Annotated in this window: 17 protein-coding genes and 1 pseudogene; 1 reads left to right on the forward strand and 17 read right to left on the reverse strand. The window is 38.8% G+C overall.

The annotated features are described in order from the left end of the window. From DWW85_RS12785 to DWW85_RS08880, 13 genes and pseudogenes are all read right to left on the reverse strand, one after another. A pseudogene (locus tag DWW85_RS12785) lies at window positions 1–871 on the reverse strand (hypothetical protein); the annotation flags it as partial. 12 nt (window positions 872–883) lie between these two features. Continuing rightward, window positions 884–3,556, reverse strand: a complete 2,673-nt coding sequence (locus tag DWW85_RS08825) for an ATP-binding protein (protein ID WP_117808384.1) — start codon at window positions 3,554–3,556, stop codon at window positions 884–886. Window positions 3,557–3,585: 29 nt separating this feature from the next. Beyond that, the gene (gene yidD / locus DWW85_RS13120) at window positions 3,586–3,810 is read right to left on the reverse strand and encodes a membrane protein insertion efficiency factor YidD (RefSeq protein ID WP_347465526.1); all 225 of its coding nucleotides are present in this window, start codon (window positions 3,808–3,810) and stop codon (window positions 3,586–3,588) included. A gap of 310 nt (window positions 3,811–4,120) precedes the next feature. Continuing rightward, window positions 4,121–4,774 (reverse strand): hypothetical protein, encoded by a 654-nt coding sequence (locus tag DWW85_RS08835; RefSeq protein ID WP_117808385.1) that lies wholly within the window; start codon window positions 4,772–4,774, stop codon window positions 4,121–4,123. Between the two features lie 50 nt (window positions 4,775–4,824). Then, on the reverse strand, window positions 4,825–5,562 hold the full coding sequence (locus tag DWW85_RS08840) for a hypothetical protein (protein WP_117808386.1): 738 nt from the start codon (window positions 5,560–5,562) through the stop codon (window positions 4,825–4,827). A gap of 15 nt (window positions 5,563–5,577) precedes the next feature. After that, entirely contained in the window at window positions 5,578–6,168 is a 591-nt protein-coding gene (locus DWW85_RS08845; protein WP_117808387.1) for a hypothetical protein, read from the reverse strand. 167 nt (window positions 6,169–6,335) lie between these two features. After that, window positions 6,336–7,253, reverse strand: a complete 918-nt coding sequence (locus DWW85_RS08850) for a hypothetical protein (RefSeq protein ID WP_147340905.1) — start codon at window positions 7,251–7,253, stop codon at window positions 6,336–6,338. Window positions 7,254–7,389: 136 nt separating this feature from the next. After that, window positions 7,390–9,744, reverse strand: a complete 2,355-nt coding sequence (locus DWW85_RS08855) for an RICIN domain-containing protein (protein WP_181986543.1) — start codon at window positions 9,742–9,744, stop codon at window positions 7,390–7,392. A 326-nt stretch (window positions 9,745–10,070) separates the two neighbouring features. Beyond that, window positions 10,071–11,294, reverse strand: coding sequence for a YARHG domain-containing protein (locus DWW85_RS08860; protein ID WP_117808390.1), 1,224 nt, complete (start codon window positions 11,292–11,294; stop codon window positions 10,071–10,073). A 24-nt stretch (window positions 11,295–11,318) separates the two neighbouring features. Further along, window positions 11,319–12,092: a hypothetical protein gene (locus DWW85_RS08865; RefSeq protein WP_147340906.1), complete on the reverse strand. Its 774-nt coding sequence runs from the start codon at window positions 12,090–12,092 to the stop codon at window positions 11,319–11,321. Window positions 12,093–12,145: 53 nt separating this feature from the next. Beyond that, window positions 12,146–12,685, reverse strand: a complete 540-nt coding sequence (locus DWW85_RS08870) for a nicotinamide-nucleotide amidohydrolase family protein (RefSeq protein WP_117808392.1) — start codon at window positions 12,683–12,685, stop codon at window positions 12,146–12,148. 99 nt (window positions 12,686–12,784) lie between these two features. Then, complete coding sequence (locus tag DWW85_RS08875) at window positions 12,785–14,893, reverse strand: PTS transporter subunit IIABC (RefSeq protein ID WP_117808393.1); 2,109 nt, start codon at window positions 14,891–14,893, stop codon at window positions 12,785–12,787. Between the two features lie 76 nt (window positions 14,894–14,969). Next, window positions 14,970–15,650, reverse strand: a complete 681-nt coding sequence (locus tag DWW85_RS08880; RefSeq protein WP_117808394.1) for a LytTR family DNA-binding domain-containing protein — start codon at window positions 15,648–15,650, stop codon at window positions 14,970–14,972. Window positions 15,651–15,813: 163 nt separating this feature from the next. Between DWW85_RS08880 and DWW85_RS08885 the strand changes: the two genes are divergently transcribed. Continuing rightward, window positions 15,814–16,137, forward strand: a complete 324-nt coding sequence (locus DWW85_RS08885; protein ID WP_117808395.1) for a helix-turn-helix transcriptional regulator — start codon at window positions 15,814–15,816, stop codon at window positions 16,135–16,137. Window positions 16,138–16,359: 222 nt separating this feature from the next. Here DWW85_RS08885 and tyrS read toward each other — a convergent pair whose 3' ends face one another. The 4 genes from tyrS to DWW85_RS08905 form a co-directional block, all read right to left on the reverse strand. Further along, on the reverse strand, window positions 16,360–17,580 hold the full coding sequence (gene tyrS, locus DWW85_RS08890; RefSeq protein ID WP_117808396.1) for a tyrosine--tRNA ligase: 1,221 nt from the start codon (window positions 17,578–17,580) through the stop codon (window positions 16,360–16,362). A 242-nt stretch (window positions 17,581–17,822) separates the two neighbouring features. Beyond that, the gene (locus DWW85_RS08895; RefSeq protein WP_181986544.1) at window positions 17,823–19,367 is read right to left on the reverse strand and encodes an O-antigen ligase family protein; all 1,545 of its coding nucleotides are present in this window, start codon (window positions 19,365–19,367) and stop codon (window positions 17,823–17,825) included. A gap of 78 nt (window positions 19,368–19,445) precedes the next feature. Further along, a complete protein-coding gene (cls, locus tag DWW85_RS08900) occupies window positions 19,446–20,975 on the reverse strand; it encodes a cardiolipin synthase (protein ID WP_117808398.1) in 1,530 nt (509 codons plus the stop codon). An 82-nt stretch (window positions 20,976–21,057) separates the two neighbouring features. Next, the gene (locus DWW85_RS08905) at window positions 21,058–23,682 is read right to left on the reverse strand and encodes a heavy metal translocating P-type ATPase (RefSeq protein WP_173783955.1); all 2,625 of its coding nucleotides are present in this window, start codon (window positions 23,680–23,682) and stop codon (window positions 21,058–21,060) included. Window positions 23,683–23,716: the final 34 nt, after the last annotated feature.

Genomic DNA, 23,716 nt, shown 5'->3' on the forward strand with positions numbered 1-23,716 from the left:
CTTCTGCTTCTTCTAATCCTTCTGCAGGGGTGAAATCTTCCTCCATCTCCGAAACTTCTTCAGAGGCTTCTTCTTCCGTATCTTCTGGTATTTCCTCTGCTTCTGCTTCTTCTAATCCCTCTGCAGGGGTGAAATCTTCCTCCATCTCTGAAGTTTCTTCAGAGGCTTCTTCTTCCGTATCTTCTGGTATTTCCTCTACTTCTGCTTCTTCTAATCCTTCTGCAGGGGTGAAATCTTCCTCCATCTCCGAAACTTCTTCAGAGGCTTCTTCTTCCGTATCTTCTGGTATTTCCTCTACTTCTGCTTCTTCTAATCCTTCTGCAGGGGTGAAATCTTCCTCCATCTCCGAAACTTCTTCAGAGGCTTCTTCTTCCGTATCTTCTGGTATTTCCTCTACTTCTGCTTCTTCTAATCCTTCTGCAGGGGTGAAATCTTCCTCCATCTCCGAAACTTCTTCAGAGGCTTCTTCTTCCGTATCTTCTGGTATTTCCTCTACTTCTGCTTCTTCTAATCCTTCTGCAGGGGTGAAATCTTCCTCCATCTCCGAAGTTTCTTCAGAGATTTCCTCTTCCGTATCTTCCGGTATCTCCTCTACCTCTGCTTCTTCTAATTCCTCTGCAGGAGTGAAATCTTCTTCCATCTCTGAAACTTCTTCAGAGATTTCCTCTTCCGTATCTTCCGGTATCTCCTCTACCTCTGCTTCTTCTAATCCCTCTGCAGGGGTGAAATCTTCCTCCATCTCTGAAACTTCTTCAGAAACTTCCTCTTCCGTATCTTCCGGTATCTCCTCTACCTCTGCTTCTTCTAATTCCTCTGTAGGGGTGAAATCTTCCTTAACATCTTCAGTAACTTCTCGAAATTCATCTCCCATATATTTTTATCCTCATGACTTTCTCAAAGAATTATGTATTATTTTTTCATTCACCGAAATATTGGTTCCATATACTATTTTTCTCCATAATTGTACTTTTACACAAGCTAACAATTCCGGTGAAAATTCTTCATCATTTAATTCATATTTTGTTAATTTTGTTATTTGCGCAAACACTTTTTTTATCGTATTAAAATCCGACATATCTGATTTGAAATTTTTTACAAAAATTCTACGTGCTATTTCCTTAGCCAATATTCTTCTTTCATAAATGCAACACTCCTTGCAACAAAGCACCTCTTCACATTCAGGATATGGTCTTAAATTTTTCTTTTTATCATTCCAATAAGTTATAAGTTTTCCGATATCCTTATCTGATAATGTAATATCAATATTGTTTTCAAGACGATAATCTGGTGTAACTACCTCTTCCGGACTATCCAGCTTATTAAAAAACAAAAATGCCTCGCCAGGTTTCAATCTTGATAACCTTTGTTCTTGACCATCTCCCATATTCATACTGTCTGCAATTATCTGCTTATCAGTTGCCTCAACTAATCTGAATACCATTTTCATATCCGTAAGTGCAACAACATCTGTAGACACTTTTCTAGGTGACTGATCCGCTATTATTATTCCAACACCATATGAACGTATCTCAGCCAACATACGCTTAACTAAATTCTGAGCTATCGCACTTGGATTAGTATCACCCTGTCCAACATTTGATGACGCATCTAATAATACATGAGCTTCTTCAAGAAGCATTACATTTTTCAATCCCCCATCACCAACATAATTTGCATTTACATATGCCAATATCGATAATAATAACAATGATATTATCAATGCTTTCTGATCACTATTTTCTATAGCAGCTAACTCTATAATGGTCGGTTTCTGCAATAAATCTTGTATTGGAATTGAAAAATAATTATCAAATAAATTTTCAAGACTCTTCAATCGCACCACTCCAGCACGTCCAATGTTTTTTGCATCTCCTGTATATCCAATCTCATCAAAAGTATTTTTAAAACACTTTATAAAATCTGTTATATTAAATATCTGACCTTTGTCAGCTGTAGTATAATTATCCAACCATCTAAAATCCGAATAACAATTATTAATTGCCTCTTCAAAAATTTTATCAAGCGGTGTTGTCATCGATACAGCCGCAGCAAAAGCCGTCTTCAATGTAGATTTATATGTCTCCAACCTAACATTTTCCGGTGGAACAAATGGATTAAATACAAAAGGCGATATAAAATTTTTACCCGGTGTAAATATCTGTATCTCTGGAATGCTCTGTATTAAAGCTCTATATTCATTCTTTGCAGGTTCAATAACCAAAAAAGGAATATTATGTTCTTTCCACAATCTATCCAACAAACTCACAGAAAATGTTGTTTTTCCCGAACCAGGGGTTCCTACTACTAACATGTGTTTTGCCAGATCTTTAAGTGAAATTCCAATTGTATTCTTTTCGGAATTTTTCAAAATACCAATTTCTATATCTCCTGCATTTATAAGATTGTCTGCATAAGTTTTACTAGCACTTTCCGAATCATTTATCGGCAATCCTGCAGATATACGACCATTTCCCAGTGGTAATCTAAATATGCCTCCAGCTTCTTTTGCCGATATAACATATGGCATTCTATATAAAAATTGATTTGAGTTATCCTGATTCCATATATATGGATTTCTATTTAGGTCAATTAACAGCTCATTTACAATCCATGGAAATGAATAATAATTATCCGTAATCCGAAGTTGAGAAGTGTCCATATGGACCTGTTTCATAAAAACCGGATTTTCTGAATCATACGATATATAACCCTGTACTTTTGATGCAAGCTTATCTGTATTGCCATAGGATCCTGCAACAATTATATTATATCCAAACATTGCCCCAGCACTTACTGTTTGGTAATATTTATATATTTCAGCCAAATGTCCCGCTGCCGAAATACTTACATTTCCTATTCCCTGCGTCATAACGCCTTTATTTAAAGTATCCAAAATCTGCGCAATTCGTGCTATCTCTGTTTTTTCCTCTACAGTTAATTGTGTTGGAAACAACTGAATAGAAAACATACTATATGGTTGTTCTGTCAATTCATTCATGATAGAACTCATATCATGTGCATATGAATCAAACACATCAATAGAATAAGCTGCAGATAAAAACTGATTATTAAGATTTTCTTCTCTTTCATCTTTAACAATTGCTATACTGTCTTCAATCTGTACCCCGCTAATTATTTCTGTTAATCTTGGAAACTCAATTTCCTCAAATCCATATTTCTGTAATTTTAAGGAAGATTCATATAAACTATATATCTGTTCAATTATTGCCTGTGCAGACGACTGATCACCTGAAATTGCTCGAATAACTAAAAATGGTCTTATCTTCGCCTTATAAGGCTGATTATTCACTGGTTCTGTTACCCATAACAGCTCCATAGATATCTCTGCATTGGAATTTTGTGATATAATATATTTATAATTTTGAAAAACTTCAGATGCAAGGCTACTAAAGTTATTCATATATTCTTTTTCTATATCTGTATAATCTTGATACCTAGAACTTATAATTGATATATCTGGAATCGATGTTATTTCTATTGAGCATACCCCTACATATTCACCACTGCTAATCTCCATAAAGCTTATTTTATTCACCCATATCACCTTCCTAACTACTTAAACTCTTAAGGATAATCCACCCCACCATATGATCCACATTTTATTATCCTACACACAGCTTTATAACCACCATAAAATGCACCATATTTTTCAATAGCTAAGATTGCATATTCAGAACAACTTGGAATATAACAACACATCAATCTGGTCTGTGCTGATGCATATCTTTGGTAAACTTTTATACTCCATATAGCAATCATCTTTGAACAAATAATTCCTTGATAAAGCATGCACCAAGATACAATCAACATATAACTAACTATGTCATAAACATTATGAATCCATTCATAATCCATTAAATACGTATATATTTCTTTTGATATCAAACATGCTATTAAAGTAAATAAAATAGCAAAAGCACTTGCCTTCTTCCAATTTATATACGGTCTTACCAATTTTCTATCATAAATAGGATGAATCAACTGTCTTTCTTTATCATCCACATATCGAATTCTTTTTTTTTCCATATTATTCTAAAAATGTCAAAGATCCATATTATTATCTAATGGATTCTTTGACATCTATAATTCAAATTAACTATTATGCATTTTTCTTCTCACGAAGTTTCTGCTTCATTCCTCGAATCGCTGTTTCGAAATCTTTAACTTCCGATAATGAACATTCGAACTCTATTCCTGCCCCTCTCATTCTGAATGTAGTGGTTGGAATTCTCTTTCCATCTCTATCAACTTCTTCTTCTGATATTGTTGTAAATGCTGTAATATCCTTGTAAAAATATTCATCTGTGATTTCCGTTGTATAATCATCATCGAGATTAAATCTTCGTCTATATACATGTACCTGTGAATCACTAAAAAAAAGCCATGCTATTTCATAAGTAGTACTAACCCAACGTCCACTAGCAGTTTGCTTAGTATACGCATTTTCCCCTCTAAATCCTTCAAAATACACCGGCGGAATTTCTCTTACTTCATCCGCATCCAGTCCTATTTTATCAAGTGCCTTCTGTATTGAATTATAGTGTGACCGTGCACTAGCCACAATATCATAATATTGTGAATCTGTTATCGTTTTTGCACCACATCCTTCACGTTTAAAGTATGTAATAACATCTGCCTGCGTCTTCGTTTTTCCTTGAGTAAGTGCTCTTACCATTTTTGCATTATCAGATCCTATCGTATTTTTGTAATAAATAATTGCTACTCCAATCAAAATAATAATTACTGCTACCATATTTCTTTCTCCTTCTTCATTTGCTATATTTTATTTTTATATAATCAGCCTTAAGGCCGTAATTTTTTTTCGCGTAGTTTTTGTCTCATTCCATTTATGGATTGAACTACATTATCACAATTTGTCAATGCACATTCAAAGTTTATTCCAGCACCATACATACCAAATTTTTCTGTCGGCACCGTTATATTATTTTGTCCAACCTCTTCCTCTGATATTGTAGAAAATGAATTTACATCCTTGTAAAAATATTCTGATGTAGATTCCTTTTTATTTTCTTTATCCATATCAAATCCACAACTATACACATGCACCTGTGAATCACTAAAAAAAATCCATGTCACCTCATATCTGGAACTAATCCATTTTCCGTTAGCAGTCTTTTTTACATACGTATTTTTGTAATCAAATCCTTCAAAACATACAGGACTGATTTCGTTAACTTGTGCTTCATCAATCCCTAATTTGTTTAATGCATATTTTACAGATCCATATTTCTGTTTTTTGCGATCTACCATCTGCAAATACTGCTCATCAGAAATAATCTTAGCGCCACATCCTGCCCTAAGAAAATATGCAATAACTTCAGACTGTTCTGAATTTTTACCATTACATAATTGCTTAACCATTTTTGCATTTTTAAAAGAATCATAATTTCTAATAATGATAATAATTCCTAAAAAAACTAAAGCATACAGCAATATAAAAATGAATGAACTACCAGCAGAACTACTGCCTTCATGAATCGTTTCTATATAAACCGCAAATTCTATATACTTATTTATCATTCTTCCTCGTCACCTCTACATACAATCCGGTCGACTAACGTTCAACACGTCATACAACATCTGAATATCAACATCTGGCACTCCAACATCTATAGCCATACTAAGACATTCTCTATAATCTGGTGAGGTCATATAGCTCTTACGCGAAAAATAATCATATTTTATATAAGCCATAAAATAGTAATAGATTCCTCTTGGTTCTACCATTAACGCTGCATCTATATATTCTAATGCTTTATCTATATTAGATCTTGGATTAAGAAATGCTTTCTTACCACCAAGAATGCATATAGCCGCATAAAAATATGTTTCAGAATCATCAAAATTATCAACCATAGCCTTATCAAACGCTTCTAGTGCTTTAGCATATAAGTGCAATTTCAAAAAACATATTCCTATAGATTTATTAATCTCCTTATTTTCAGGATCAGTACCCAATTCTTTTTTATAAAAATTTATATAACGATTTACCATTGGACTCGGCATAGAATTTACACTGTTAAAAGAAGTAATATTAATTGGATGTCCTGCTGGACATTCTTTTTGTCCAACACTTATCGGGAATCCACAATTAGGGCATTTTAAATCCATAACATTATAAGCCATTTTATCTTTCTCCCACTCATATCTATATATTTTTACTATAATGTCTCAGTAAATTTAAAATAATAATATCATATATTTTCTTCAAAAACCGTCCCATGCAAAACTGACATTCTACATTGCTTTTTCGACAAAACAAGCGAGACAGATTCCCGTCTCGCTTGTTCCTTTTATTGCTCTACCTTTGTCCATCCTAAGAAAGTATCACTTTCAACAATCCTGTAATCATCTGTATAATCATTGTCATAAGTGTCATCACTTCCTGATGCATATCCTGCCAGTTTACTATTTAAAGTTGATTCTTTCTTTTCAGCATTACATAAATACCACTCTCCCGTTTCTTTATCGTATACTGCCCTTACCCAGCGATCCATTGTTTTTCCGGTATCTCTGCTTCTCCATAATATATAATACTCTAATGCATCATAGTTATTTGTTATAGAAGTAACACTTGCCTCTGCAATATCATGTGGAGCAGATATTCCAATATAATTAAACAAATCACCAATTGTATATGATGGAGCATTTGTGAATTCAAATTTGACATCATGTCTATTACCAAATACATCTTTCTCATATTCAGAATCTGAATCCGAATCATCCTGCCCATATTTTTCATAATAAAACATTTTATCCTCAAGACTATAATCCCATTTAACTATAGTATCTGTACCAAAGATATTTTTTTCTACAATTACCGGAACTCCTCTTAAATATCCCTGAGGGACTTCTACATCTACCCGTACATAATAAACAATATAATAGTCATCTGTTTTATAATAATTATCCACCGACAATATATCTACCTGACCTACATCTTCAATTTCTATATCCACGGTATGTTTGTTTGCATCATATACTTTTCCTGATGTATGCAGTAAATCTTGTGCTATATCATACTGCTGTTTATGTGTTACCATAACAATTTCTGGAATTACACCCAAAAATACCGTGGCAATCAAAATACAAATTAATAAAACTTTTTCACTTACCCTAAATAAAGTATGTTTATCTATTTCGCTCATATATAAATGAACCAAAATAATAAGAGTACAAATACAACCTATAACTAATACAATTACCTGCATATTTTTCTCCAATCATTTGTTATATATTTTTACCGCATATTTCAATAGCCTTTGCTATCAGATGCTATTGAAATATGCGGTAAATTACCTATAATTATTCTTTACTATTGTATGCCGAACTTATGCCAGCAAACTTCTATTGTACTTTTCCTTTTACTACTCTGTAGCGTTTGCCTTTGACCGTTACATAACCTGTCTTGTTACTCTTTTTGCCCTTAACTACATAGTATTTCTTTCCTGATTTCTTAACAATACCTTTATATTTTGGTTGCCATACACCTTTCTTTACATACCACCATTTTCCATCTGTATGTTTTACCAACTTAGTACTATTCTTTTTTCTACCTTTATACACATAGTAGTACTTGCCGTTTGTATGTTTTACCATTCCGGTATATTTTGACTGCCATCTTCCATTTTTTATATAACACCATGTACCATCTGTATGTTTCAACAAACCTGTATAATTAGTCTGTTTTACGCCATTTATAAAGTAGTACCATCCTTCTGATGTCTTTTTCATTCCATTATAAGCTGCTGTAGTAACAGTCAATATATTGCTATTATAACTCGTATGAATCGACTTTTTACTGTAGGTACATATACCATATGCTTTAACTAAATATTTATATGTCGTATTCTGCTTTAATCCCGATAATGTACAGGAGGTTGTAGATTTTCCGGCTACATCAAGTACTCTTTGCCATTTTTTACTTGCTGTATCATACATATAAACGTAATATCCATTAGCTCCATTTACTTTATTCCAGGAAAGACTTACCTTCTTTGTCAAAGCTGCTGTTATCCATACATTAGTGCTGTCAAGATATAATCCATATCCACCGTATTCAGAAGCACCTGTCGTATAATTATTCACAGCTCTCACAAGATACTGATATGTCACGCCTGACACGCAATTTGTATCCTTATATGTATTTGTGGTTCCACCAGCAACTGTAGTCAGCTTTGCATAATTTGTATCGGTCTGCTTTTTCCGGTAAATTTCATATTTTGTAGCACCAGATACTGTCTGCCATGACAATTTAAATCCGCCCTGTATTCTTGCTAGTCCTGTCACACTACATTTACTTAAATTAATGGATTGCTTTTGTATCGTAAATTTCTGAGCACCTGAATCATTTCTTTCATACAACCACACATTGGTACCATCTGCTGATCCATAGCTTTCAACATCCAGAACTGCAGATCCACACGAAGCATTTAAGAAATATGCACCTGCTGTACCTCTGATAAACCATCTCTGTGCCGTTGCATTATTTCTTGGATACACCCATACATTGGTGCCATTTGTCTGTTCCCAATTATAATCATCAAGAGCTTTTCCTGATGCATAGTTTACAATCTCATAGGAACCATTACTCTGTCTTATAAAATGCCATAACTGATTTGCTTGATTTGAACCTGTTCGGATCGTTACATTATCATCACTATCAGCTGTAACATATTTTTTTATTCCGGTATTCATTATAGTAGCATAAAAATCATTACCTAGATTTTGAGTTTCACTATCATAGCCATAAGTGCATACTGTTTTTGATGCCATTCTCTGTCGATTATCTTTATCATTATATGGCACTGCCCAGACATTTATCCGATAATGTCCTGCTTCCGGTATAGTAAATTGGTAACTATTTGCATTTACATCCCCATTTGCACCTGTTGCACCACCATAACATTCCTTACTTGTGTCAGTATTTGTAATAATCAGCCAATAATGAAGAAAGTCACTTTGACTGCTGGTTTTATCCCATGTTATATTCATTGTCTCACCAACAGCATAACAATCTCTGTTTGTTGTAATTGTTGGTATAGTCATCTCACCCCTCGCAGTCTGATTTAATGACACTTCGTGCAATTTTACAACATATACTGCACCTGCTCCCATTCTCCATGCGCTGTAATTTCTTCTATTTTTAGTATGTGCTGAGACTAATGGATTACCATTTCCGTCTATTCCCGTACAAATACCGGCATGATCTACATCATTAGGCACTGCACCTGCAACTTCAGTTCCCCATACATAGAATAAAGGATCACCTTTTTTTACTTCAGAAGCTGATGGATTACGCACGATATGACCACTAAACTCAGGATTTGCTTTAAACCATTCCAATAAATAATCTGCTCTTATCCAGGCTCTTGAATATGGATACCATGTGCCATCTGTTGCTAAACCTCCGGCTACCAGACACTGCGATACAAAATTGGCACAATCATGCCCATCAAAATTACTATATGCTTTATTATAGTTTCCTGTTCCATAACCACCGGTAGCATCTGTATAGGTCAGTGCATAACTCGCTGCTGAATCTGCATTATAGGATACTGCAGCCTCTACCTTACTTATGTTTTGTATTCCAAGCATATCATTTGGAACATAAACAATAATCATTACAACAGCCATTAACATACAAATGGCATTCTTCCATATCTTTATCATATGGTGTGTTTCTTTTCTTGCATTTTTCATATACATTCGTCTCCCTTCATTTTTTTACAATATGTTTCTCCGACAGCTCTAATAAAATAATTTCATTTCCAATGTAATGCACTTTTGAAAATAGTTTATTAGAACCTTACTTATATATGTCATACTATCACAAATAAGACCTCATAACCGCCCCATGCAAAACAGACACTTAACATTGCATTATTTACACACAAAAACAGCCCGATATCCCTCCATCCAATCAACAGAGTTCATATCGAGCTGTCTCACGTTTTATATTATTTTGTTACTTAATTCGATAACTATATATCATCCCTCTTTAATGAGATACCTTTTCGTTCGTTTTCTTACTTATACCCCTTCTCCTTCTCATACTCTATAATGAAATCCCGGTTTGCAAGCTCATATTGATTAAATACTGCTGTGTCGTCAAAATCATCCGGCTCGACCGTTCCATGATACCAGCTTTTGGAATTGAAATATGCCTGATAATCGGCATCCTTGAATTTTCTTCCATGACGGGCATATAGCTCATTGCAGGCGAGACGAAGCTCATCCTTCGTTAAGCCATCCAGATCTTCCTCGGTCAGATATGTACTGTCGCTATACGGAAGAATGTAGTCATCCGATGCTGTATCATAGGAACTATCATCATACTCCGCTGCTTCGTATACAGCCCCGCTGTATTCACATTCTTCATCCAGGCTCTCAACACTTAACTGACGTTCATAATAATCCGGTCCGGCGATTGAATATATTTTACCGATCACGCACAGCTCACCATCACCATTTACATAAGGCACTGCATCCCTTATGTTGGACATTGCAATCGTTCTGTCATACGTCTCTTTCAGGAACTCGTCCGTTCCGGTTACATCCTTATATGTATTTGTAAAATAACCATCCAGCTCATCCTGAACCTCTTTCTCATAGGTAGAATTATCAATATCCAGATAGTCTATTACATCTGCCTTAGAAAGCTGTATGTCTTTATTAAGATCAACCGTATATACATAGAAATCAGCCACTTCATTTGCATCAAAATCAAGCCGGATCACCAAAGACAACAAATCCTCATATACCGACCATTCGTATCCGATTGCAATACATCCTGTACTATATTCTCCCTCTTTTGTCATATAATCATTCGCAAGCTTTTCTACCTGTGTATTTACATTTTCACAGGCTGTGCTGTCATAATCTATGTAAGGAATATGATACGAGGCTGTACAGTCGTATGCCGAAACCTTTCCGGATAACTCCGAATCAACAACCATATTTTTGGAATATTCTTCTGGCATTTCTCCTGTTCCGGCTCCTACCTTCTTCTCTTCCGGAAGTGCGGCTGCCTTGCCATCTGATCCTGCTGCAGAAGAAGCCTCCTCTGATGTTCCCGTGTCAGAACCTGTATCCATACCGGTTGTTTCATCCGTTTTTCCGGTTTCTTCTGTCACGGTTGTTTCGGCCTTTTTGCTGCTGTTATCCGCATCTTTATTAAGGGAAAAACTGCATCCCATAAGACTGCCTGCCAGTACCATACTTAATACTATAAATCCTGATTTTTTTCTCATCCTTTTTACCCTCGTTTCTTTATCTTATAACTGCCAGTTTATATTTTCAGCATTTTTTGCTACCAGCAGTTTGGTTCTGAGTTCTGTATCATCCAGATCTATAAAGTCACCATTTGAATAATACTTCCACTGTGCTACTTCCTGATTTCCTGACCAGTTCATCTCACTGATCACATAAAACTGCATCGAAGCCAACGGTTCCTCACGATATTTCATATATCCATAACAATCGTTAAAATGTTCCCTATGTACCAGCTCCTTTATTTCCATAAATTCCTGTTCATTCTTTACCTGCCATATGGATAGTCTGCAGTCCTTTTTAGGCTTTCGTATTATTTTTTCAACAGATCGGTTGAACAAGATGGATATACAAATATAGAATACCGCATATTCTAATATATACACTCCAATATGTACAGAATCTCCCATGGTTGTATAAAAACGTTCCTGCTGCAACTGATTGCGGTAATATATAATTACCTCCGTAATATACAACGATAAAATGACATCTGTTACAAACTGTCCTATTGTGATTGCCGACTGCATACATTTTGAGTTAGCAAAAAAACGAATAACCGCCAGCACAATTGCTGTTATTACAGCAACGATCAATAGCACAATTCCTATATTCCCAATTGAGGAAAATATCCAGTCCTTTTTATCTTTTATGCTTGGATTAACTACTTTTCGCGTACATTCTTCTAGGGACTGCACAGCCTCATTGGAATACAGTAAGGACAGAAAGCCCATTCCAAATCCTATTAAACATACAATCAACCCCATTAATTTCTTTTTCATATTTTCATCCCCCATATCTTGTATATTTCTCCAACAATATATTCGTCACACCATCAGGCAAGAACCGCTTCCATTTCAACCCCAAGCACATCCCCAAGCGTTTCTGCCACCTTCTCTGCGGCATAAAGTTTATAATACAGTCTGGAATCCTGTTCTCCCATCTGGAAATAGCCATCGATGATCGTGTCAGAAACAGCCACTGCATAATATACTTCTCCCGGTACGCTGTCCTGATTATTTGGATCAATATTTCCCGTTGTACCGGTAATACCAATTCCGATGTCTGCACGATATGCCTGTTTACAGGCTTCTGCCATTGCCCGCGCTGTTTCTTTGGAATAGACACCACAGGTTTCTATCACCGCTTCCGGAACCCCCTGCATGATCTTTGCTTCGTTGGAATAGGTTACAAATGCTCCTTTTAATATTGCAGATGCCCCTTCAGTATCTGTGATTAGGGAAGCAATCTGCCCGCAGGTGATACTTTCCATGGTTGTGATCGCCATTTTCCGGTCGATCAGACAGCCTGTCAATCGTCTGTAATTATTCCGTATTACCTTTTCCATCTGTTCATCCAGTTTTTTTCCTGCCATTTATCCTTCCGCCTTTGTTGCCTTTAATCTATTTATTATTATAATATATTCACAAAAGGATTTCCACAAGTGGAAATCCTTCTGTCATTTCTATTTATCCTATCCCTTCTCCACCACCAGGAGCTCCTCGTCGTTCTTCACCTTTCCGGTCTTCACCGGACGCAGTTTATAGCCATCCGGGAGCTCTGTTATAATGATAGGGGATATTAAGGATGGCGCATGCTTCTTCAGATAAGGAAGATCAAGCCGCATGACCGGCTGTCCGGCAGACACTGTCTGTCCGGTCTCAACCAGTACGTCAAAGCCTTTGCCATTTAGCTTTACCGTATCGATTCCGATATGAATCATCACACCGATTCCCTGTTCCGTTACCAGCCCTATGGCATGCTTCGTATCAAAGACAAAGGCAATCGTTCCGGCAACAGGCGCGGTTATTTCAGGATCCGTTGGCAATACAGCGATTCCATCGCCCATCATTCCACTGGAAAATGCCTCATCCGGCACACTTGATAATTCAAAAACCTCTCCTGTAACCGGACTCAATATAGATACTGCAATAACCGCTTTCTCATCATACCCCTCCAGATAATCTTCCAGATTGGATTTGATCACAGACACCTTCGGGCCATAGATGATCTGTACGCCATATCCTTTTTTCACCACACCGGATGCTCCGCTTGCCCGGAGAACATCTTCTTTTACAAGAGCTGCATCATATACCGTACAACGAAGTCTGGTTGCGCAGCAGTCAACATCCGATATATTGGCCTTGCCGCCGAGTCCTTCACAGATCAGTCTGGAAGTCTCCATCTGTGGGCTGTGATTCCGGAAAACATCCGTATTCCGGCCATTGCCTGATCCCTGCTCTCCGGCATTTTCTCCATGCTTTCTGGCATCCACATCACTTCGACGATATAATTTCACTTCGTCATTGTTATCTCTGCCCGGTGTTTTCAGATCAAACCGCCGGATCAGATAATAGAATAATACATAATATACGATAAAATAACCGATACCGACAATAACGATCCAGATCCAGTTCGTCTTTGCATTTCCCTGCATGATGCCGAACAGGGTAAGATCGATCAGACCGCCGGAGAAGGTCATTCCCACACCGACTTCAAATACATGCATCAGCATATAGGCAAAGCCTGCCAGAATACAATGGATTCCATACAGAGCCGGTGCAACAAATAAAAATGTGAATTCCAGCGGCTCTGTAATACCTGTGATCATGGCTGTAAGGGCTGCGGAAAGAAGCAGTCCGCCTGCTGCCTTCCGTTTCTCCGGTGCTGCTGTTTTATACATGGCAAGAGCCGCTCCCGGCAGACCAAATATCATAAGCGGGAATTTACCGGACATAAACCGGGTGGCTGATACCGCATACTTTGTAACGGATGGATCCGCAAGCTGTGCAAAGAAGATATTCTGCGCTCCTTCTACAACACGCCCACCAACCTCCAGCGTTCCTCCGACCGCAGTCTGCCAGAATGGCAGATAGAACACATGATGCAGGCCAAATGGTATCAGAAGACGTTCCATAAATCCATATACCCAGGTTCCTGCATAGCCGGAATTTAAAACCAGATCACCTACGGTATAGATGCCTTTCTGGATTGCCGGCCAGATAAAGAACATCAAAATACCAACTCCGGTATATACCAATGCTGATATGATCGGAACGAATCTGGAACCACCAAAGAAAGACAACACCTGCGGCAGTTCAATCTTATAAAAGCGGTTATGCAGGGCAGCCACACCAAGTCCTACCAGGATACCGCCAAATACACCCATTTGCAAAGATGTGATACCGCAGACAGAAATAACCGCCCCTGCAAGCATTGCTTCCGTACCACCACTTATCGTGATCAATGCACTGATCGATGCATGCATGATAAAGAATGCAATAGCTGCTGACAGCGCAGCGACCTCTTTCTCCTTTTTTGCCATACCGATTGCCACACCCATGGCAAACAGGATCGGCAGATTGGCAAATACCACATTTCCTGCCTCGCTCATTACTTCAAATACCGCAGCAAATATCGTTCCCGGTCCAAGGATCCGCATCAGCCCATATGTTTCAAGCATGGTTTCATTGGTAAATGAGCTTCCGATTCCAAGCAGCAGTCCTGCCACCGGCAGGATCGCGATTGGAAGCATAAACGACCTTCCAACCCGTTGTAATATTCCAAATATTTTATCTCTCATAAAAAATCTCCCTGTTTCATAGATACATATTCATACGAACTAGTATCTGCAAAACAGGGAGAATCATTCCATTTTCTTATGAAAATACTTCTTCTTTGTATGGTCTTCCGATCTTTACAACTTCTCCATTATCCAGAGTTACGGTTGATCTGGAATAATGCTTGACGTGCTGACGGTTGATAATACAATTACTGTTTACACGGACAAATATCTTCGGAAGATTTTTCAAAGCATTTGTCAGCGTAATATACTGCACATAATCACCTCTTGTTGTACAGTATCTGGTGAGACGATCATCTCTGTGAATACAGATGATCTCCGAAGCTGAAAAAATATTGATCGTTTTCCCATAGCAGACCCGGATAAAATTACTTTTGCTCATATTCAGGCGCTTGATCGCCGTATCAACGGCATGCACCAGCTTGATATCCCGGTTTCGCTTCATAACACAATTGCAGTGCTCCACGTCATAGATATCCCAGCCATCCGGAATATGGTCTGCATAAAATATAATCTTGCAATTTGGAACAGAACGATTGATGGCTCTGGCCAGACAGATCCCATTATAATGCAGATTGTCAAATACGATCTCCGTAATAAATATATCACAGGAAAAGGTACTTTCTTCTACATCTATAGACGCTTCTTCCGGCAGATACAATTCAAACTCTACATTATCCAGATCCATACGGGATTCTATAAAATCCTTCACAGCTTCCACTTCATGCATAGATGAATCACATATACCAATTTTCATTTGTATAACACTTCCCTCTCATTTGAATGCCACTTGTAAATTTTAGTATATTTCTTAGATATATGCAGTATTATTGTTAGTTTTTACATATAATAGAAGTGTCACTATCTGTTTCTTTTTTGATATTTATTAGAAAATACTTAAAAAGAAAAGGAATACCATCATGACACTGAATTATAAAATTATAGGATCACGCATAAAAATACGCAGAAAAATGAAAGATGTCACCCAGGAACAGATGGCGGAAGACCTTAATCTGTCTGTAGGTTTTATCAGTCAACTTGAACGTGGTATCTGCAAAGTGAGTCTGGATACACTTGCAAATATCACCGAATATCTGGATTGTACTTTTTCTGATATTCTTGAATACAATCAACATTCTGAAAGCTATAATCAATCGAAACTGAATGCTCTTTATTCATCCTTATCCCTTGAAGACCAGCATGTTATGCTCAGTCTGATGGAGGCTTACACAAAACACCGCTAATATCCGGAAATTAGAATACCATAAAACAGACTAAAAAAAACGTAGATTGTCAATTCTACGTTTTATCATGCATAAATGACATGTACAACTGACATTTCTGCTTTTTTTCTGCATAATTTACATCATAATAACAATAACAAAACTCCGATCATCAAAATTAGAATCCTAATTCCAGATAACCGGAGTTTTTATTATGTTTATTTTATTATTCTTTCGAATCTGTTATTTACTTATCTTACGGAAATTCTTCTTACCACGTCTTACAACGATTCCGTCTCCATCAAACTTCTCTTCCGGAATTGTAACTGAGATATCAGGTATCTTATCACCATCAACTGCAACTCCGCCCTGCTCTACCGCACGTCTTCCTTCATTTCTGGAGGATACCAGACCGGACTTTACAAGTACGGATACGATATCAATCGCACCATCCTTGAAATCATCGTCTGATAATGTAACAGATGGCATATCAGCAGCGACACCCTTGGAGAATAATGCTCTTGCACTCTCCTGTGCCTTTACTGCTTCTTCTTCGCCATGAACCAGCTTTGTAAGTTCAAATGCAAGGATCTCTTTTGCTGTATTTAACTGGCTTCCTTCCCAGCTGTCCATCTTGTCGATCTCTTCCAGTGGAAGGAAGGTCAGCATACGGATACATTTTAATACATCGGCATCTGCAACATTTCTCCAGTACTGGTAGAACTCAAATGGTGATGTCTTGTTTGGATCCAGCCATACAGCACCCTTCTGCGTCTTACCCATCTTCTTGCCCTCTGAGTTCAGAAGCAGGGTGATCGTCATGGCATATGCATCCTTGCCAAGCTTTCTACGGATCAGTTCTGTACCACCAAGCATGTTGCTCCACTGGTCATCACCACCGAACTGCATATTACAGCCGTATTTCTGGAATAACTCATAGAAATCGTAGCTCTGCATGATCATGTAGTTGAACTCTAAGAAGCTTAAGCCCTTCTCCATTCTCTGCTTGTAGCACTCTGCACGAAGCATATTGTTGACTGAGAAATGAGGACCAACCTCACGAAGAACATCTATATAGTTCAGATCCAGTAACCAGTCTGCATTATTTACAAGCAATGCCTTGCCTTCTGAGAAATCGATAAAACGGCTCATCTGCTTCTTGAAGCATTCTACATTATGAGCGATCGTTTCTGTTGTCATCATCTGTCTCATATCGGTACGTCCGGACGGATCACCGATCATAGCTGTACCGCCACCAATCAGGGCGATCGGCTTATTACCTGCCATCTGTAAACGCTTCATCAGACAAAGTGCCATGAAATGACCGACATGAAGACTGTCTGCAGTTGGGTCAAATCCTATATAAAAAACAGCTTTTCCATTATTTACCAGCTCTTTGATCTCTTCTTCATCTGTTGTCTGGGCAATTAATCCTCTTGCCACTAACTCGTCATAAACCTTCATTTTTTTCCTCCTGTAGCAGCATCCATTTAGATGCTGACCTTTTATATCATAATTATTATCTACTTATTTATTCTGTATCCAGATGGCATACCAGCCGAATATTATATCAGTCAGATGTCATACGCTAAAATTAAAATATCTCCGATCAATTTCCAGCCATTGCTTCATCTACACACACTTTGTGATTATACAACGAAACTATCTGCTTTGACAAGTCCGGACTTTTATAATCCCACCATCCACTATTTCTTTGTTCTGCTCCCGTCTTTTTTCAGACTGTTTCTGCGGATTCCTGCTGCTATCGCCACAAATAAAAACAGGAACGGTGTCGTGATCGGCTGCTCTACATTAACGAACGCCTGTGTGATATAAGAAACGATAAGCATCAGAACCGCAAGCATCACCGGTTCATCCTTCCAGGTTTTCACACAGTTACGGATCGAAGTAATGATCAGCCCTACATAAGTGATCAGGCCAAAAGCTCCCATCGTGACCAGATACTGCAGATATTCATTATGCGCACTGTCATAAACCGTTCCGGTTACTGCCAGCATCTCATCATAATACCGGGCAGACATCAGCGCATAGATGCTTTCATTTCCATTTCCAAACACCTGATCAACAAATGGCAGATCCTGATAGATCCGGCATAATCTTGACCAGATAAAGCCTCTGTAATCTCCCCAGAAATCATCAAATACGAAGATCTCCCAGTGGTTGGTACAGCCAATAACTGTCACGGTGATTCCTGCTATGAGCAATATTCCTGCTATGAACAAGCGGGATAATGCGGATCTTCCTGTATTATATTTCTTCTTTGATAACCATATCGCACACAAGATACCGATCACACAACAGACAGTCAATATTTCTCTTACATCCACCAGCTTCGCCAGACCGGACAACTTCTCATATCCCCTTCCGGTTCCTGTCGTGATCCACGCCATGATTGTATAACCGGAAAGAAAGGTGGTGCAAACAGTTACAAATTCTGCAAACAGGCTTCGTTTTAATGAGAAAAAGAGTAATATCACCCATGCTGCAGCAAGTCCCATATAGGCACTATCACTATTTGCCGCGATCAAGGCGGCTCCGCCCAACAAAAGGGCTGCCATATAGCAGATCCGGAATGCCCGCTTTTCTTCAATCAGATACATACCGGAAAAGAATGCAACACTGGTACAGACAAAGCCAGCAAATATATTAATATTTCCAAAGGTGGACAGGAACATCGCCTGCTGATCCTCTCTGATATGTGACAACAGATGAAACACATCAATATCCAGGTGTTGTAAGCTTCCCATCAAAAATGCAAGTCCACTGATAACAGAAAACACCGGTGCCAGGATCTGCTGCCATTTATATCCGCTTCCAATGCCAATATAAAGCACAAGCACAAGCACCAGAAATTCCAGTCCGCAACGTCTTCCCATAGATCCGGTGTAGGCTGCCATTTTATCATCTGCCATGATCCATGCAAGTGTGCCTGACAGCACAAAGGCTCCCATCCAGATATCCGCCGCCAGAAAATTTCTGCCTCTTCCCGTTTTTTTTGCAGCATCCGTATGCTCTTCCATATGATCCGTAAATCCGAATATAAATGTCAGACACATCAATATCCCATAGATCAATACTCCATTTTTAAAGAAATTGTATTTTGTGATCGTAATATCCTTATATCCATCATGAAGAACCAATGGAAAAACAACAAACATGTACAGTAGGAATGCCGTTGTAATGCTTTCTTTAAAAATATGAAATGCCGCTTCTTTTTTAAAATCGTTCATTTTTGAAAAAGCCGGCTTTTGATCTCCGGCTTTTTGTTTCTTATTTGTTTTTGTCATTTTCTCTCTTTACCTTTATTCCTATAGCAATGGTGACAGGAGTCTGAGGAAGGCATCCACCAGTGTAATTCTGGACATATGCTCCTTACACCAGTCCAGCGTGATCTCCTCTGATTCCTTCATCGTTGAAAGCATATCATACTTCACTTCTGCAATGATACTGGAATCATATACCAATACACCGCATTCAAAATGATGATAAAAACTTCGGTTATCCATATTGATAGAACCGATTGATGTCAGATTATCATCCGTCAGGATACATTTGGAATGGATAAATCCCGGTGTGTACTGATAGATCTTCACGCCGGCACGAAGCAGCTCTTTGTAACTCGACTGTGTCATACGAAAGATCATCTTCTTATCCGGGATCGCCGGTGTTACGATTCGGATATCGATGCCTCTCTTTGCCGCAAGCTTTAATGCTGTCATCATCTCATTGCATACGATCAGATATGGAGTAAAGATGTATACATACTCCTTTGCATCATTGATCATCTGCATATATATGTTCTCACCAAGCGGCTCCTTCTTGAGCGGATTGGTCGTATATGGCTGAAGATATCCATCATTCAAATGCTTCTTCTGCTCTGCCGGACGATAGCTTAAGATATGCTTATCTTCATTCCGGATGCTGTTCCATAACTGAAGGAACAGGATCGTGAACCGCCATGCAGCATCTCCATCCATACGGATACCGTTATCCTTCCATCTGCCATAAGGGGATTTCTTATTAATGTATTCATCGGACAGATTAAAACCGCCGGTATAAGCGACCGTACCATCCATAACCGCAATCTTCCGATGATCCCTGTTATTAAAGATCGTTGCCAGAAATGGAACCACCTGATTAAATGCCATACATTTAATCCCAAGGCTCTCCATCTCACGCCAGTAATACTTAGGCACATAAAAGACTGAGCCGATGTCATCATAGATCAGACGGACTTCCACGCCCTCTTTTACTTTCTTTTTTAGGATGTCAAGAACCGTATCCCACATTTCACCCGGATTAATAATAAAGTATTCAAGGAAAATATACTTCTTTGCCGCTTTCAGATCATCAACAAAATCCGGCCAGACATCTTCCCCCATCGGATAATACCGGACATCCGTATTCTGATATACAAGCGAACCTGCATAATCTTCTGTATATTTGAACAACCGGTATGGCGGCTGCCCCTTTATCACATCACTGAAATATGCCATATTTGCATACAGATCCGTCTCGTAGTCCCATTCTGCCGCATGCTTCATGTATTTCTCTAACTTCTTCGGCATAATGATATGTCCATAGAGCAGATAAAGCAGACCACCGAGGACCGGAAACATCAGGATCGGAACGATCCATGCCAGTTTAATTGACGGATTCACATCCTTTAATAACAGATGCATCACAGCTATAAAACTTAACAAATGCAGAATAGCCGCCACCAATACATAGTATTGCTGCAGCTTTAATACTTCTACCATAAAGAAGATCAACTGTGCCGCTACCAGCAGACATGTAATTACCATTCGACTAAATAACCTGTTCAATAGTTTCTTCATAGACAATTTCCTTCTTATTAATTTATGACAGGACACCATAAACCGTGCCCTGCCATTTTATCTTTTATCCCGTATTTCTATTTTACTTGATCGAAGTTACCTTATATCCGGCTTCCTTCACTGTATTCTTAATCTCTTTATCGGATAACTCGCCACTTAAAGTAAGCACCGCCTGCTTCTTCTCATGGCTGACCTCCGCTTCTGTTACCTGTGGAAGTGCCTCAAATGCTTTCTTCACTCTTGCCTCGCAGTGTCCGCACATCATTCCTTCTATATACACCGTCTTATTCATCGTACCAGTCTCCTTTTCTATCTTATTATTTCCCTCAACATTTTTTGATACCATTTTTTGGTGTATTCTGTATTTACTATTATTAACATATATCTTCACGAAATTCAACCGTAATGCATTCATTACTACACAAAAACTGGAAAGGCTCATGGCAAATGCTCCAAACATCGGGTTTAATTTCCAGCCAAACATCGGATACCAGACACCTGCGGCAAGCGGTATTCCGATAATGTTATAAATAAATGCCCAGAACAGGTTCTCTTTGATATTTCGTATCGTTGCCATACTTAACCGGATTGCTGCAGGAACGGTTCGAAGACCTTCCCGCATCAGTACCACATCTGCCGCATCGATTGCAACATCGGTTCCGGCTCCGATCGCCATACCAATATCCGCACGGGTTAATGCAGGGGCATCATTAATGCCGTCACCAACCATGATCACACGGTGCTCCTTCATCAGTTCTCTTACTACCGCTTCTTTTCCATCCGGCAGTACATCAGCGATCACGCGGTCAACACCTGCCTGTTTACCGATTGCTTCTGCTGTCTTTGCATTATCTCCGGTTAACATAACAACTGAATAATTCATCTCTTTTAATTCTTTGATCGCAAGGATTCCATCCTCTTTGATCGTATCTGCAACTGCAAGGATACCAATCAGTTTATTCTCATCGATTGCCAGATAGATCGGGGTCTTGCCCTGTGAAGCTAATTCTTCTGCCAGTGTCTTATCCGCCTCGGATAAGGTTACATACTGGCTGATAAATTTTCCATTTCCACCAAGCAAAATATGATCTGATATCTGAGAATGGTTCTGTCCTGCACAAAATCCTCTTTCATTCTGTGAAACCGCCTCACTGCTTAATCTACAGCGGAGTCCATTTCCCGGAAGCACCTGAAAATCTTCAATCTTCTGTGGCTTGATCCCTTTCTGTCCGACATATTCCATAATGGCTTTGCCTATCGGGTGCTCACTGTATTGTTCCAAACTTGCTGCAAAGGTAAGCAGGTCTGTCTCACTGTATCCATTTCCCGGAACTACATCTACCACTTCCGGCGTTCCATTTGTGATCGTTCCTGTCTTATCCAGTACAACCACATCTGTTTTTCCTGTCATCTCAAGTGCTGCCGCATTCTTAAATAGGATACCCTGCTTGGCTCCGACACCGTTACCTACCATAACGGCAACCGGTGTTGCAAGTCCAAGTGCACATGGACAACTGATCACAAGCACCGATATACCTCTGGCAAGTACAAAGCCTGTGCTCTCTCCTGCAATGATCCATACAATAATAGTGATCAAGGAACAGATCAGGACAGCCGGAACAAAGATACCAGATACCTTATCTGCAATCTTTGCGATAGGTGCTTTTGTTGCTGCTGCATCACTGACCATCTCTATGATCTGGGATAAAGTCGTATCTGTACCGACTCTGGTTGCCCGACATTTCAGATAACCGGATTTATTGATCGTTGCGGCAGATACCTTATCTCCTTCTGCTTTATCGACCGGAAGACTCTCACCGGATAAAGCAGACTCATCAACCGCACTGTTTCCTTCTATAACCACACCATCTACCGGAACACTGGATCCCGGACGGACGATAAATACCTCTCCAACTACCACATCCTCAGCAGCAACTTCCTGTTCTTCTCCATCACGAAGAACAAGGGCTGTTTTGGGTGCAAGCTTCATTAATCCCTTTAAGGCATCTGTCGTACGACCTTTGGAATATTCCTCGAGTGTCTTACCAACCGTTATAAGTGCAAGAATCATCGCTGCCGATTCAAAATAAAAATCATGCATCAAGGTCATAACACGGTCATTATCCTGCCGCATCACGGCATCTGTCATTGCAAATAATACATATGTGCTGTAAATAAAGGATGCGCCTGAGCCAAGTGCTACTAATGTATCCATACCCGGTGCTCCATGGATCACACCCTTAAATCCATTAATAAAAAACTTCTGGTTTACAACCATGATCGCAATTGCAAATAACATCTGGATCAGTCCCATAGCGACATGGTTATCACTGATAATCGCCGGCAGTGGCCATCCCCACATCATATGTCCCATGGAAATGTACATCAGCGGAATTAACAGAACGATAGATGCGATCAGCCGGACCTTCATCTTGTGCAGGGCTGCATGATTATCCAATTCATCTGCATCCGCTGCCTGCTTCTTCCCGACATCCTTCCGGTCTTCTCCTGTCATCAGACTGGCTCCATATCCTGCTTTTTCTACTGCTTCAATAACTGCCTTAGGGTCAGCATGTCCTTCTACTGTCATCGAATTTGTAAGCAGGCTGACGGTACAACTGTCAATTCCTTTTACTTTCTTCACTGCCTTTTCTACGCTTGCGCTGCAGGCACTGCAGCTCATTCCTGTTACGTTATATTTATCCAATTCATTCACCCTCTTATCAAGCTTTTATCATGTG

It is taken from the genome of Clostridium sp. AF17-21AC, from assembly GCF_003461365.1.
GTDB lineage: Bacteria > Bacillota > Clostridia > Lachnospirales > Lachnospiraceae > Coprococcus > Coprococcus ammoniilyticus.